The sequence below is a fragment of the Polaromonas sp. P1_G1 genome, from assembly GCF_056405595.1.
This window is the reverse complement of the sequence record NZ_JBFUBU010000002.1, coordinates 59,031-72,429: the sequence shown is the minus strand read 5'-3', so window position 1 is coordinate 72,429 and position 13,399 is coordinate 59,031. Positions and strand designations below refer to the sequence as shown.

The 13,399-nt window shown below is 66.6% G+C and carries 13 protein-coding genes; 5 read left to right on the top strand and 8 right to left on the bottom strand.

Annotation, left to right across the window (positions count from 1 at the left end; all coding sequences use genetic code 11):
* Positions 1–7 precede the first annotated feature (7 nt).
* Positions 8–979, bottom strand: a complete 972-nt coding sequence (locus AC1D1Y_RS01265) for a Bug family tripartite tricarboxylate transporter substrate binding protein (protein ID WP_477680749.1) — start codon at positions 977–979, stop codon at positions 8–10.
* A gap of 53 nt (positions 980–1,032) precedes the next feature.
* Complete coding sequence (locus tag AC1D1Y_RS01260; protein ID WP_477680748.1) at positions 1,033–2,040, bottom strand: porin; 1,008 nt, start codon at positions 2,038–2,040, stop codon at positions 1,033–1,035.
* A gap of 223 nt (positions 2,041–2,263) precedes the next feature.
* Between AC1D1Y_RS01260 and AC1D1Y_RS01255 the strand changes: the two genes are divergently transcribed.
* On the top strand, positions 2,264–3,184 hold the full coding sequence (locus AC1D1Y_RS01255) for a LysR family transcriptional regulator (RefSeq protein WP_477680747.1): 921 nt from the start codon (positions 2,264–2,266) through the stop codon (positions 3,182–3,184).
* 61 nt (positions 3,185–3,245) lie between these two features.
* On the opposite strand, the gene AC1D1Y_RS01250 is transcribed toward AC1D1Y_RS01255, so the two are convergent.
* Positions 3,246–4,031, bottom strand: coding sequence for a crotonase/enoyl-CoA hydratase family protein (locus AC1D1Y_RS01250; protein ID WP_477680746.1), 786 nt, complete (start codon positions 4,029–4,031; stop codon positions 3,246–3,248).
* Positions 4,025–4,279 (bottom strand): DUF2917 domain-containing protein, encoded by a 255-nt coding sequence (locus AC1D1Y_RS01245; RefSeq protein ID WP_477680745.1) that lies wholly within the window; start codon positions 4,277–4,279, stop codon positions 4,025–4,027. The genes AC1D1Y_RS01250 and AC1D1Y_RS01245 overlap by 7 nt, the downstream gene beginning before the upstream one ends.
* Before the next feature lie 152 nt (positions 4,280–4,431).
* On the opposite strand from AC1D1Y_RS01245, the gene AC1D1Y_RS01240 reads away from it, so the two are divergent.
* A complete protein-coding gene (locus AC1D1Y_RS01240; RefSeq protein WP_477675214.1) occupies positions 4,432–5,355 on the top strand; it encodes a LysR substrate-binding domain-containing protein in 924 nt (307 codons plus the stop codon).
* Positions 5,356–5,370: 15 nt separating this feature from the next.
* Here AC1D1Y_RS01240 and AC1D1Y_RS01235 read toward each other — a convergent pair whose 3' ends face one another.
* Positions 5,371–6,330, bottom strand: coding sequence for a pyridoxamine 5'-phosphate oxidase family protein (locus tag AC1D1Y_RS01235; protein ID WP_477680744.1), 960 nt, complete (start codon positions 6,328–6,330; stop codon positions 5,371–5,373).
* Positions 6,327–6,980 (bottom strand): glutathione S-transferase family protein, encoded by a 654-nt coding sequence (locus tag AC1D1Y_RS01230; RefSeq protein WP_477680743.1) that lies wholly within the window; start codon positions 6,978–6,980, stop codon positions 6,327–6,329. The genes AC1D1Y_RS01235 and AC1D1Y_RS01230 overlap by 4 nt, the downstream gene beginning before the upstream one ends.
* 140 nt (positions 6,981–7,120) lie before the next feature.
* Here AC1D1Y_RS01230 and AC1D1Y_RS01225 point away from each other — a divergent pair, with 140 nt between their 5' ends.
* Positions 7,121–8,011, top strand: coding sequence for a LysR family transcriptional regulator (locus AC1D1Y_RS01225; RefSeq protein WP_477680742.1), 891 nt, complete (start codon positions 7,121–7,123; stop codon positions 8,009–8,011).
* Positions 8,012–8,076: 65 nt separating this feature from the next.
* The gene (gorA, locus tag AC1D1Y_RS01220) at positions 8,077–9,447 is read left to right on the top strand and encodes a glutathione-disulfide reductase (RefSeq protein WP_477680741.1); all 1,371 of its coding nucleotides are present in this window, start codon (positions 8,077–8,079) and stop codon (positions 9,445–9,447) included.
* Here gorA and AC1D1Y_RS01215 read toward each other — a convergent pair.
* Entirely contained in the window at positions 9,444–10,445 is a 1,002-nt protein-coding gene (locus AC1D1Y_RS01215) for an FHA domain-containing protein (RefSeq protein ID WP_477680740.1), read from the bottom strand. The genes gorA and AC1D1Y_RS01215 overlap by 4 nt on opposite strands.
* On the bottom strand, positions 10,442–11,803 hold the full coding sequence (locus AC1D1Y_RS01210; protein WP_477680739.1) for a S1 family peptidase: 1,362 nt from the start codon (positions 11,801–11,803) through the stop codon (positions 10,442–10,444). The genes AC1D1Y_RS01215 and AC1D1Y_RS01210 overlap by 4 nt, the downstream gene beginning before the upstream one ends.
* 89 nt (positions 11,804–11,892) lie before the next feature.
* On the opposite strand from AC1D1Y_RS01210, the gene AC1D1Y_RS01205 reads away from it, so the two are divergent.
* Complete coding sequence (locus AC1D1Y_RS01205) at positions 11,893–13,392, top strand: AMP nucleosidase (protein ID WP_477680738.1); 1,500 nt, start codon at positions 11,893–11,895, stop codon at positions 13,390–13,392.
* The last annotated feature ends 7 nt before the right edge of the window (positions 13,393–13,399 follow it).

Genomic DNA, 13,399 nt, shown 5'->3' with positions numbered 1-13,399 from the left:
TCCCCGGTCAGTCGATCTTGAGCTTGCGCTCTGCGATCAGTTTGGTCCAGCGCGCCGTGTCTTCCCGGATGTAGCGGGCCAGATCCTGCGCGCTGCCGGGTGCCGGCTCGCTGCCCTGCGCCACCAGTTGCCTGGCCACTTCGGGGTCGCGCAGCGCCCGCTGCAAGTCCGCGCTGGCCTTGTCCACCCGCGCGGCCGGGGTGCGGGCCGGCGCAAACAGGCCGTACCAGATGTCGTACTCAAAACCCGGCACGCCCGCTTCGGCCATGGTGGGAAGTTGCGGCAGCAATGCGGAACGCCTGGGGCTGGCCACGGCCAGGGCCGTGAGCTTGCCGGCGCTGATCTGGTGGGCCACGCTGGGTATCGCGTTGATGCCCAGCTGGACGTGCCCGCCGACCAGTTCATTGACGGAGGGCGCGGCTCCCTTGTAAGGCACGTGGACCATCTCGGTCCCCGTCATGGCCAGGAACATCTCCATGGCCAGGTGGTTCGGGCCGCCCGTGCCGCTGGAGCTGTAGTTGAGCTGCCCCGGCCTGCTTTTCGCCAGCGCAATAAGCTCCTTGACGGATTTCACGCCGACCGAGGGATGGGTGGTCAGCACCGGGGTGTTGGTCAGGACCTTGCCCACGGGCGTGAAATCCCGGGATGGGTTGTAGGGCAGTTTGCTGTTCAAAAGCGGGGTGGTCACGATGCCGGAACCTGCGCCCAGCAGCAGGGTGTAGCCGTCCGCGGGCGCCGCCGCCGCGGCCTGCATGCCCGGAACGCCCGGGCGGTTGTCGACGATGACGGGCTGGCCCCAGTACTCCGAGAGCTTGCGCGTGACCACCCGCATGGCGTTGTCCGCCGCGGCCCCCGGTGGAAACGGGATGATGATGCGCACGGGTTTTTCGGGATAGCCGGCGGCCTGGGCGGCACCGGTCACCGCCAGGCCGGCCAGGTTGAAGAAAGCAGCGATCAACAGGAAGAGGCGTCTGCGCATGAAAGTATTCTCCGGGAGAAGGGGATGTAAGGGATATAGGGGACGCAAGGCCATCAGAAATCGTGGCGGATACCGGCGCCCACCGAGCGAATGGCCGCGCCGGCCTTGCTTGAATCGACTCCGTCCCGATCAAGGAAGGCCTGCAGTTCGGTCCGCTTGGACAGCGCGTAGGTATAGGCCAGCTGATGGCGCCTGCGAACGCCGGACGGTGAAGCCTGCACATCCCGTCGCAACAGGTTCAGCACCAGCGCATGAGCGCCCTGGCTGTACTTGGCGCCGGCTATCCAGTAGTTCACGTAGCGGCGCGTGAGCGCGGTGTTCTGGTATTTGTCCTGCCCGGCCAGCACATAGGGTTCGATGGCGCCAAAGGCATAGCGCGCACCGGCTTGCCATTTGCCGGAAAACTCATTGGCCAGCAAACCCGCCGGGCGCGTGTCTTTCCCGAATCCGATCCCGGCCTTCAGCGGCCCGTCGGCATAGTTGAGCCCGAGATCCAGCGATTTGGAGCCGTCCTCGACATCGGGTGTGGCAACCGCGCCGCGCAGGTAGTAACGGGCACGGACGTCAAAGCCCGAGAAGTTGGGGCTGGCGTAGCCCACGGCATTGGAAGTACGGTTGCGCGCGTTCAGCATCGACGTGCCGATGGCGGTGGCACCGGCATCGTTGGCGGCAAAGCTGGTGATGGCGGTCACCTGCGAATAAAGGGGTGAGCCGGTGGGGTTGGCGGAATCCAGGCGTCCCAGCGCCACGGCGCCCCAGTCGCCGCGCAGCCCGACATAGCTGTTGCGGTAGGCCGGAACGGTGGCCGCCCCGGTATCCGCATCGATTCCCATCTCCATCCCGAACAAGGCCGACAGGCCGCCGCCCAGGTCTTCGGCGCCGCGGATACCCAGGCGCGATGCGTTGTCCCGCATCTCCGTTACTTCTCCCGCGGGAGCGGCCTTGGTGCTGTTGAGGGTCAGGCGTACCTGCCCATAGATGAGGTTCTGGCCGGCCGCCGGCACAGCAGCCGCGGTGAGCAGGAGGCCGCCGAGAAGGATCGCGCACGCATGAAGGTTCATGAAAAAAATCTCCCGTCGTTAGATGGATATGTTGCAGAGGTGGCAGAGGTCTGCTGCGACGGGATTCTGGTGCGCGGGTTCGGGACCCGCAACGGTATGATGAATCCGCATGGGGCTATGCGATTCGCAAAGAAGTGGCGGTACGCCCGCCGGTGCAATAGCATGGCCCGTACAGCACGAACGGACGGCCGGTGACATGCATCTCCCATCGGAGCCCCATGCCATGAATTTCAAGCAACTCGAAGTTTTCCAGGCGGTCATGGCCTCAGGCTCGACCACGGGCGCGGCGCAACGGCTGGACTTGTCGCAGTCGGCGGTCAGCCGGCTGCTGGCGCAGTTTGAAGAAGACCTGGGCTTGCGCCTTTTCGTACGCGAAAAGGGGCGGTTGCTTCCCACGCGCGAAGCCCAGGCCCTGCTCCAGGACACCCAGGGGCTGGTCGACGCCGCACAGTGCTTTCGCCGCCATACCGAACAGCTGCGCCTGGGCGGGTTCAACCGCCAGTTGCTCAAAGTCGCGGTGCCCGGCACCTTGTCCCAGCAACTCATGCCGTCCGTGGTGGACAGCTTTGTGCGGCAGCATCCGGGCACGGTGCTTGAGGTGCTGTCCGGCTCGTATTCGGATGCGGAACGGGCCGTGTTGAGCCGCGAGGCCGATATGGGGCTGGTCAGGTTGCCGGTGGAGATGGCAGGCCTCCAGGCCAAAGCCTGCCTCGAAGCGGAGGCCGTGTGCATCATGCCCCGAGGGCACCCTCTGGAGAAACTGGAAACCGTCGGCGTGCTGGACCTGGCCGATGTATCGCTGGTCCTGCTGGGCCGCCAGCGGATGATCCGCCACGAGATCGACATGGCGTTCCGGCAAGCCCGCGTGATGCCGCGCATAGGGGCCGAAGTGCACTCCGTGGGCGTGGCCTGCGCTTTCGTCGCGCAAGGCCTGGGCGTGTCCATCGTCAACGCGCTGTTGGCCAGCTATTGCCGCGGCATGAATTTCAGCAGCCGCCCGTTTCGCCCCCGCATTGCCTACCAGCTGGGTATCGCCTCGCTGGAGAAATCACCACTGTCCGCGCTGGGCGATGCATTCTCGCGGCATCTGATCGATGCCATCATGGCCTCGGTGCGGCCGGAAGACTGCACACGCCGGATCTAGGCCAGGACCGCCCCGAAGCGCAAACCGCGCAAGCCGCCGCGACTGCCGGCGCAAAGCCGTTTCAGCGGTGCTTGAACACCGCCGGCCGCTTCTCGACAAACGCAGCCGTGCCCTCGCGCGCATCCTGCGAAGCTGCCGCGATCATGAACTGCGCGGCCTCTATGGCCAGTCCCTCGTCGATGGAGACATTGAGCCCGCGCGTCACCGCGCGCAGCGAGGCCGTCACGGCCACGGCGGAGTTTTCGGCGATGCGGTCGGCCATGCGCAGGCAGGCGGGCATCAGCTCATGGGCCGGCACCACGTGGTTGACCAGGCCTATCAGCAGGGCTTCCTCGGCGCTGATGGCGTCGCCGGTCAGGATCATTTCATTGGCGCGCTTGCGGCCTATGTGGCGCGGCAGGCGCTGGGTGCCGCCGAAGGGTGGCGGAAAGCCCAGGCGGATCTCGGGTTTGGCAAAGCTGGCGTGTTCGGCCGCGATGGCGATGCTGCAGGCCTCCATGGTCTCGCAGCCGCCGCCGAAGGCGATACCGTTGACGGCCGCGATGATGGGCTTGGGGTAGTTCTCGACGCGCCGCGTCATGGCCTGGCCGCGCATCACGAAGTTGCGCCAGGCGGTTTCGGGCGAGGCGGCAATGTCGGGCGCGAAACCCGCGATGTCGGCGCCGGCGCTGAAGGCTTTTTCGCCCGCACCGGTCAACACCAGGCAGCGCACGCTGTCGTCGCGCTCCAGGGCATTGAGCCTGTCCATCAGTTCGTCTATCAGTTCGTAGCTCAGCGCGTTCAGTTTCTCGGGGCGGTTCAGGGTGAGCACCGCGTGTTGGCCTCGGCGTTCGGTTTCTATCAACATGTAGTCTCCAGGGGATTTCGGGCAGTAGCGTCGGGTGAAACAAATGACAGCACGCCGCTACCGCGTGGAGCGCCGACAAAATAGGTGGCGGCCTGCGGGGTGACGAAGAACTGGCCGCGCTCCAGCACGATGTCGCTGTCGCGGCGCCCGGCCAGCGCATCGCTGGTGATCCAGAGGCAGCCGCCGGCGCAGGCCAGGACCTGGCCGCGCGGCAGGCGCAGGGGCCGGGGGATGGACCCGAGCGTCAAGGGAGTTCTCGGGGTTTGTGGGGTTTGCGGGATGTTCATGGCCACGCCTTTCAAAAGTGTGGTTTGATTCTTCCCTGGTCCCGGCCCGCGCGGCCGGATGGTTTGTCATCCGGGGTATTCCCACCGTTCATGCCACTCATGTTGTTCATGCCATGCTGAGCCCTTCTTCCTCCCACGCGCTGCGCGCCATGTCGCTGGACGCGATTCGCGGTTTCGAATCGGCGGCGCGGCACCTCAGCTTTACCGCGGCGGCCGAGGAGCTGTGCATCACGCAGTCGGCGGTGAGCAAGCAGGTCAAGGGCCTGGAGGACGCACTGGGCGCGGCGCTGTTCCTGCGCGGCGGCAAGGGCCTGAGCCTGACACCCCAGGGCCGTGAGCTGTATGAGGCGGCCCGCGCGGCACTGGCGCAACTGGCCTCGGCCGTGGACCGCCTGCTGGCGGTGGACAGGGTCTCGGTGGCGGTCACCACCACACCCTCTTTTGCCGCGCTGTGGCTGGCGCCCAAGCTTGCAAAATTCCAGTTGCTGGAGCCCGCCATCGACGTGCGCGTCGACGCCTCGGAAGACCGGGTCAACCTGGAGCGCGAAGGGATGGACCTGGCCGTGCGGCTCTATCAGGTGCAGCCGGGTGATGAGGGCCCGCCGCCCCTGCTGCAGGAGCAGGCCCTGCTGGTGGCCGCGCCGGCCGTCGCGGCGCGCATCCATTCGGCCGCCGACATTCTGCACACGCCGCTGCTGGTGTACTACGACCCGGCCACGCGGTTTCCGTGGATGTCGTGGCCGGACTGGTATGAACGCCTGGGCCTCAAGCAGTCGGCGCAGCAGCCCTGCCTGTATTTCTCGCAATACGAACACGTGCTGACCGCCGCCGTGCAGGGTGCCGGCATCGCCATAGGCCGCACGCCGCTGATGCTGCCGCAGCTGCGCAGCGGCCAGCTCACGGTGGTCTTGCCGGGCCAGACGGTGGATGGCCTGGCCTACCGCATCGTGACTTCGGCCCACAGCACGGACAGGCCGGCGGTGCAGAAATTCCGCGCCTGGCTGGAGCGCGAACTCGCGCTTGAGGCCATAGGCTAAGGCTGCTCGTAAAGCCTAGGTCCAATCGCCCGTAGCTTCCAGCACCGGGGACAGCTCCGCCTCGCCCCAGCGCAGCGGCAAAGAGGATTCCACCAGGCGCATGGCTAGCAGCTTGAAGCGCATCAAGCGCTGCGCACCGGCGAAGGAATCCACCTCGGGGCCGTCCCAGATGATGTCGGCCGTGACGGCCAGGTACAGCAAATCGCCGGTGTCGAAGTCGATGAACAACAGGCCGGCACGCGGGTTGACCACCAGGTTGCCCAGGGTGTTGAAGAAGTAGTTGCCGACGAAGTCGGGCACGGTCAGCGTGCCATCGGCCTCCACGCGCACAAAGCCGGGCTTGCCGCCGCGGTGCGAGACATCCACGCCGCCGGCCCGGCCGGCTTGCTCACCGTCGCCGGCATAGGCGGTGGCGATGAACAGCGTGTCAGCCTGTTCAATCATGCGCCGCGCCGCGTCGCTCAGCTGCGGCGACTTGTGCACCACCGGCCCGGTTGCGGGCACGGGGCGGTCGACATAGACAGGCTCGCGCGCCTGGATGTATTTGGGGCAGTTGCCGAAGCTCTGGCTCAGCTCCACCGCGAAGCCCGAGGCATTGAGGCCGCGGACGATGCCGTTCATGCGGTTGCGCCTGCGCGTATGCGGCTCTATGCCGAGCAAGCCTATCGCGGCGCCATCTACCAGCGTGCCTTGCAGGGGATCACCTGCGAGCGGTTTGGTGCGCAGCAGCAGGTGGCGCGCATCGGGCGAGTGGATAAAACCCGGCGGCTGGGCCAGCACCGAGGCCCAGGGCTGGCCGCTCGCGTCCACCGTGCCGGCGACCACAAAAGGCAGCTGCTCAAAAAACTCGCGGTGCTGGTCGGGCATGAAGTCGCGGATCACGCGCGGGCCGATTTCCGCCATGCGCGCGCGCACGGCCGCGCCAACGCGCGCCTGTACGGCGCGCTCGCCTTCATGGAAGGTGGCGGCGTTCATGCGGCCAGCCCTATCGGTGTCCTGACCATGGGCACAAAACGCGGCAAGGCCTCGATGCGGGCCAGCCAGGCGCGTATGCGCGGGTAGGCCTCCAACGAGACCTTGCCTTCGGGCGCATGCGCCGAATAGCTGTAGTTGGCGATGTCGGCCAGCGTGGGGGTGCTGCCCGCCAGGAAGGCCGACTGGCCCAGCTGCTGCTCCATCACCGCGAACAGGGCATGCGCGCGCTCAATGGCTTCAGGGCTTTCGGGCCGCTTGAACAGCTGGATGACGCGTGCTGCGGCCGGCCCGTAGGCGAGCTGCCCGGCCGCCACCGACAACCATCGCTGCACCGCCGCGGCGGCCAACGGGTCGCGCGGCAGCCACTGCTCGGCATCCGGCGCGTAGCGCGCATTGAGGTAGACCAGGATGGCGTTGGAGTCGGCCAGCGTCACGTCGCCGTCCTGGATCACCGGTACCTGGCCGAAGGCGTTCATGGCCAGGAAAGCCGGCGTCTTGTGCCCCTTGGTGGCCAGGTCGATCTCGATGCGCTCGAAGGGCAGGCCCAGCAAGGAAAGAAACAGTTCCACCCTGTGCGAATGGCCGGAGATGGCGACGCGGTACAGGCGTATCGGCTGTGCGGGCTGGGCTTTGGCGGCGGGTGTGCTCATGGCGGGGCTTTCGGTAAGTTGAAAAATCTGGCTCTCGAGGGTGGATTCTGTTTGAACCGTTATCTTGAATAAATGGCCTAAACGGTATTTAACTAATCCATTAACTGGATGAATCCCTACGACAGGGTTAGCATGTCGCCATGGACAAACTCCGGGCCATGCAGGCCTTTATTCACATTGCCGAACAAGGCAGCCTCACGGCCGCGGCCCAGGTCATGGAATCTTCCTTGCCGGCCATGGTGCGCACGCTGGCCGGTTTTGAGGCGCAACTGGGCGTGCGCCTCTTCAACCGCACGACGCGCCGCATCTCGCTGACCGAGGAAGGCCGCCGCCACCTCGAAAGCTGCCGCCAGCTGCTGGCCGCGCTGGCGGATGCCGAGGCGGCGCTCTCGGCCGACGCRGCCGAGCCCGCAGGCCACCTGACGATCACCGCGCCCATGCTGTTCGGCCAGATGCATGTGGCGCCGGCCGTCACGCGCTTTGTGCAGCAGCACGAGAAGATGCGCTGCTCCATGGTGCTGCTGGACCGTGTGGTCAACCTGCTGGAGGAAGGCATAGACGTGGGCATACGCATAGGCGAGCCTGAGGACTCCAGCCTGGTGGCGCAGAAGGTGGGCACCATCCGCCGCCTGGTGGTGGCCAGCCCGGCCTGGGTTCGCCGCCACGGCGTGCCCAAACACCCCAAAGACCTGCTCAAGGCCAACTGCGTGCGCCTGACGGACCATTCCCCCACATGGGGCCCGTTCATAGACCAGGGCAGGCCGCTTCGGCTTGCCGTCAGTGGTAATCTGGAGTTCAACCAGATCGCACCGGCCGTGGCGGCCTGCGCGGCGGGTGCGGGATTCGGCTCGTTTTTGTCTTACCAGGTGGCGCCGTTTTTAAAGACCAGGCAATTGCGCACCGTGCTGGAGGATTTCGAGCCGCCGCCCCGGCCGATCAACATTGTTTACCCGCACGCCCGGCTGCTGCCCATGCGCACGCGGGTGTTCATTGAGTGGATGAAAGAAGAGCTCCGGGAATTCCAGTCTTGAGGGCCGGCATCCAGGCACCTGAAAAAAACAGCGATCAGCAGACAGCAGAACAAGGAACACAGCGCATGCGGACTTTTGACTTTGACCTCTTTGTGATCGGCGGCGGCAGCGGCGGTGTGCGCGCCGCGCGCATGTCAGCCCAGCGCGGCGCGCGCGTGGGCCTTGCCGAGTTCGCGGCCATGGGCGGCACCTGCGTCAACGTGGGCTGCATCCCGAAAAAACTCTACAGCTACGCCGCCCACTACGGCGACAGCTTTGAGGAGTCGCACGGCTTCGGCTGGACCGGCGAAGCACCGGTTTTCAACTGGGACATCCTGAAGGCCAACCGTGCGCGCGAGATCGAGCGGCTCAACGGCATCTACGTGCAGCTGCTCGAAAGCTCGGGCGTGAAGATCATCAAGGGCTGGGCCCGGCTGCTCGATGAACACACCGTCGAAGTCGACGACCAGAAATTCACCGCCAAACACATCCTGGTCTCCACCGGCGGCACGGCCACCGTGCCCGCGCTGCCGGGCCGCGAGCATGTGCTGACCTCCGACCACATGTTCGACCTAGCCCCCTTCCCGAAGCGCCTGATGGTGGTTGGCGGCGGCTACATCGCCTGCGAGTTCGCTTCCATCTTCAACGGCCTGGGCTCCGAGGTCACGCAGGTGCATCGCCGCGACATGCTGCTCACGGGTTTCGACGACGACGTGCGCCGCTTTATCGCCGCGGAGATGAGCAAGACCGGCGTCAAGCTGCAGCTGGGCACCGAAGTGGACTCCATCACCAAGACGGACACCGGCCTGCAAATCGCGTTCAAGGGCGGCGGCGCGGGCCTGGAGGTGGATGCGGTGCTGTATGCCACGGGCCGCGTACCCAATGCCAACGGCATCGGGCTGGAAACGGTGGGTGTGGCGGTGAACGCCGCCGGCGCGATACAGGTTAATGAGCACTACCAGAGCTCGGTGCCGTCCATCTATGCGCTGGGCGACGTGACGGCGCGCATGCAGCTGACACCCGTCGCGCTGGGCGAAGCCATGGTGGTGGTGGACCAGCTCTTCGGCCCGGCAGCGGGCAAGAAGCAGCGCAACATGAGCTACGAGTTTGTGCCGACCGCCGTCTTCACCCACCCCAACATCGGCACGGTCGGTTATTCAGAAGCCGATGCGCGCGCGAAGTTCGGCAAGGTCACGGTGTTCCGCGCCGACTTCAAGGCCCTCAAGCACACGCTGAGCGGCAGCACCGAACGCACGCTGATGAAGCTGCTGGTCGAGGACGCCACCGACCGCGTGGTGGGCCTGCACATGGTGGGGCCGGATGCCGGTGAGATCGTCCAGGGTTTTGCCGTGGCCATGAAGGCCGGCGCGACCAAGGCGATTTTTGACAGCACCATCGGGATTCACCCCACGGTGGCGGAAGAGTTCGTCACCATGCGGGAACCCGTGAAATCCTAATCGGCGTCCGGGTCTTCCGGGGTATCCGAATCCGGTTCGCGATCCTTCAGCCGCTCATCCAGCCGCTTGCGGATAGACCCGGCCTCCTCCAGAAACTGCGGCACCGGCACCGCGGGCGCCATGCGCAATGAGGGCGGGTAAATGGTGGACAGGTAAAGCTTGTTCGACAGGCGCTTGTTCTGCAGCCAGTTGGTGCCCAGCATCGCGACCATGCCGAGCACGGCGATGCCGGCCACCAGCCCAGCCAGGCCGCGGCGGCGCTGCGGGACGATGACCGTGAGGTGCAGGTAGACGGCGGCCGCGCCGCCCAGCAGCACCAGCAGCCCCTCATAGCGCGCCAGGCTTTCGAGCGAGAACATGAAGGCCAGCAGGCCGGCCAGCGTGGACACCGCCTGCACCGCGAGCGAACTGAAGCAGGCGATGCGCACGTGGCGCCAGAACTGCAAGTGGCCGGTGAACAGCTTGGTGGCCAGCGCCCACAGCCCGGCCCAGACGGTGAAGCCCAGGGCCACCGCGCCCAGCAGGCCGGGTAGTTGCCGCGCGAGTTGCGAGGGCTCGGTCAGCGTGAGCCAGGATTGGCCCAGCACCAGGGCCAGCATGCCGGCCAGGGCCAGCAAGGTCCAGCCGGTGGTGCGCCAGGGGAAGTGCGGCAACAGCTCTTCGGCCGGCACGGGCGCTTCGGCCAGGCGCAGGCCCAGCTTGAGGCGTCCCAGGGTTAAGGTCTCGCCGGTGGGCCAGTTGAATTGCGCATCGCGGCCGTGGCGGGCGCGGCCCAGGGCCACGCCGTTGACGCTGTCCAGCACCTGCACGCTGACGCCGCCCTCGGGCGTGCGGCTGATGCGCAGGTGTTCGCCGGCCACGTGGCTGTCGTCCAGCACCAGGTCGGCCGTGAGCGCGCGGCCCACGGTAACGGGCCAGTGCCGTACCTCGAGCCGGGCAACCGTGGCGCCGTTGCGGTCGGTGGCCTGCAACAGGCCCAGGATGGGAGTGGCGCTCATTTGGCGGCCTCCCACTTGAAGCCGGCAAGGTAGTGCGAGACCAGCTTGAGGCCGTTGTCGAAACTCACCCCCTGCGCGTCCATGCGGCCCTGCACGCCGCGCGTGGACTGGTTGACCGACATGGTCAGCACCGACACGTCGTAAAGGCCGGGGAGCTTGCGGTAGGCGCTCATGCAGACCACGGCGCGCATGGGCATGCCGCCGGTGTCGATGAAGCGCTCCGAACATTCGGCGGGCGTGGCCTTGCGCGAACCGCGCGTGGCGAAATACTCATTGGCGAAGCTCTGGGAATACATCGCGGAGAAACGCAGGGGCCCTAGCTTGGGCGCGTTGTAGGCCTCGTAGCGCAGGCGTATGTAGCCGGTGTTGAAGTCGCCGGCGAACACATGGCTGTCGATCTGGCAATCGGTGCGCTCCAGGTCGAAGGCCTTGAAGTCGGGCTCGCGCCCGCGGCCCCAGCAACGGGCCAGCGCGTCATCGGGCACGGGCACGCTGTAGCCGCCGTGCTTTTGCGCGGTCAGGGGCGTGGCGGTGAAGCGCTGCGTCAGCAGGGCCTGGTGTTCGCCGAGCTGGCGCGCGACTTCGGCATGGGCGGGCTTGGTGATGGGCTGGGCCGTGGCGGACTTGGCCAGCAGGGCCTGGGCGAATTCAGCGGGAATCAAAAAGCTCAGCAGTTCGCCGTCCAGCCGCTTGGAGACGTTGACGCCGACCACCTGGCCCGCATCGTCGAGCGCCGGGCCGCCGCTCATGCCGGGATTGAGCGCACCACCGAAAAAGATGCGCGGATAAAAACTCCGCTGCACCAGGCCGTTGTAAGTGCCCTCGGTCACGGCAAAGCCGATGTCCAGCGGGTTGCCCAACGAGTAGATGCGCTCACCGCGGGCCAGCGGCCTGTCGGCGCCGCGAAAGGCCAGCTGCGGCATGCCCGTGGCGGGCGCCTTCACGCGCAGCAGGGCCAGGTCGTTGCGCACATCGAAGGCCAGCAGTTCGACCTCGGCTTCCTTGCCGTCCACCGGCACGTAGACGCCGCGGTAGCGCTCGGGCTYCAGCGCGAGCTGGCTGGCGACGTGGAAGTTGGTGATGATGAGCCCGTTGGCCGAGACAAAAAAGCCCGAGCCCACGCTGGCCTGGGTGTTGGAGTTGCGCAGCAGGGTGCGGATCTGCACCAGTTTGTCGCGCGTGGTTTCATAGGCGCGCTGGGCATCGCGGGAGATCTGGGCCGGCGCCGCGGCAGGGGCGGCGCCCGGTGCGCCACGTGCCGGCGCGGGAGTCTGGGCGTGGGCTGCCTGAAGGCACAGAGCCCCCAGAAAGGCGCCCAGTATGGCCCGCAGTTGCCTCGAAGGCTTGGAATGGTTCATCGACGCATTCTAGGGTCTGGAGATGAAGAGCAGGTGCCGGGGAGTTGCCGCACAATGGGGCCATACGTAGAAAGACAGGCCCCCTCTTCATGCCCTACCTTCCCCCTTTTATCGCCCCCACCCGTTATAGCGACCCGGCCGCCGCGCTGGCCCAGGTCCGCGCGATTTACGACCAGCAGATCGCCCACCTGCGGAGCGCCATGCAGCGTTATGTGGCCGGCGAAACCCTGCCCGGCCACGTGCGCGCCTGCTACCCCTTTGTGCGCATCCACACCGACACGGTGGCGCGCGCCATCCTGGAGACGCCCGACATCTCGCAGCTGAGCTTCGGTTTTGTCGCCGGGCCCGGCCGCTTCGAGACCACGCTGACCCGCCCCGACCTCTACGGCAACTACTACCTCGAGCAGTTCCGCCTGCTGATGCAGAACCACGACGTGGAACTCGAAGTCGGCACCAGCACGCAGCCGATACCGATCCACTTTTCATTCGCGGAGAACGACCACATCGAAGGCAATATGACTGCGGCGCGCCGCATGCTGATGCGCGACGTGTTCGACCTGCCCGACCTGGCCGCCATGGACGACGGCATCGCCAACGGCACTTACGAACCCCTGCCCGGCGAACCGCAGCCGCTGTCGCTGTTCACCGCGGCGCGTGTCGACTACTCGCTGCAGCGCCTGCGCCACTACACAGGCACCTCGCCGCAGTGGTTCCAGAACTTCGTGCTGTTTACCAACTACCAGTTCTATATCGACGAGTTCGTGCGCCTGGGCCATGAAGCCATGGCCGACCCGGACAGCGAGTACATCGCCTTCGTCGAGCCCGGCAATGTGGTGACCCGCCGCACCGGCCTGCCCGCCGCCGAGGGCGACGACCTCGGCGTGCCGCCGCCGCGCCTGCCGCAGATGCCGGGCTACCACCTGCTGCGCGCCGACCACAGCGGCATCACCATGGTCAACATCGGCGTGGGCCCGGCCAACGCCAAGAACATCACCGACCACATCGCCGTGCTGCGCCCGCACGCCTGGATCATGCTGGGCCACTGCGCGGGCCTGCGCAACAGCCAGCAGCTGGGCGACTACGTGCTGGCCCACGGCTATGTGCGCGAAGACCATGTGCTGGACGAAGAGCTGCCGCTGTGGGTGCCGATCCCGGCGCTGGCGGAAATACAGGTCGCGCTCGAAAAAGCCGTGGCCGACGTGACCCATGCGGTCGGGCCCGACCTCAAGCGCATCATGCGCACCGGCACCGTGGCCWSCACCGACAACCGCAACTGGGARCTGCTGCCSGRCAAYCAGCCGCAGCGCCGCTTCAGCCAGAGCCGCGCGGTGGCGCTGGACATGGAAAGCGCGACGATCGCCGCCAACGGTTTCCGCTTTCGCGTTCCCTACGGCACCCTGCTGTGCGTGAGCGACAAGCCGCTGCACGGCGAGATCAAGCTGCCGGGCATGGCCAACCACTTCTACCGCGAACGCGTGGACCAGCACCTGCGCATAGGCATACGCGCCATCGAGCTGCTGCGCGCCGAGGGCATCACGCAGCTGCACAGCCGCAAGCTGCGCAGCTTCTCGGAAGTGGCTTTCCAGTAAGCCCGGC

Coding starts and splice junctions, on each gene's coding strand:
- AC1D1Y_RS01265 (WP_477680749.1), bottom strand. CDS start 979: ATGCGCAGACGCCTCTTCCTGTTGATCGCTGCTTTCTTCAACCTGGCC.
- AC1D1Y_RS01260 (WP_477680748.1), bottom strand. CDS start 2,040: ATGAACCTTCATGCGTGCGCGATCCTTCTCGGCGGCCTCCTGCTCACC.
- AC1D1Y_RS01255 (WP_477680747.1), top strand. CDS start 2,264: ATGAATTTCAAGCAACTCGAAGTTTTCCAGGCGGTCATGGCCTCAGGC.
- AC1D1Y_RS01250 (WP_477680746.1), bottom strand. CDS start 4,031: ATGTTGATAGAAACCGAACGCCGAGGCCAACACGCGGTGCTCACCCTG.
- AC1D1Y_RS01240 (WP_477675214.1), top strand. CDS start 4,432: ATGCTGAGCCCTTCTTCCTCCCACGCGCTGCGCGCCATGTCGCTGGAC.
- AC1D1Y_RS01235 (WP_477680744.1), bottom strand. CDS start 6,330: ATGAACGCCGCCACCTTCCATGAAGGCGAGCGCGCCGTACAGGCGCGC.
- AC1D1Y_RS01230 (WP_477680743.1), bottom strand. CDS start 6,980: ATGAGCACACCCGCCGCCAAAGCCCAGCCCGCACAGCCGATACGCCTG.
- gorA (WP_477680741.1), top strand. CDS start 8,077: ATGCGGACTTTTGACTTTGACCTCTTTGTGATCGGCGGCGGCAGCGGC.
- AC1D1Y_RS01215 (WP_477680740.1), bottom strand. CDS start 10,445: ATGAGCGCCACTCCCATCCTGGGCCTGTTGCAGGCCACCGACCGCAAC.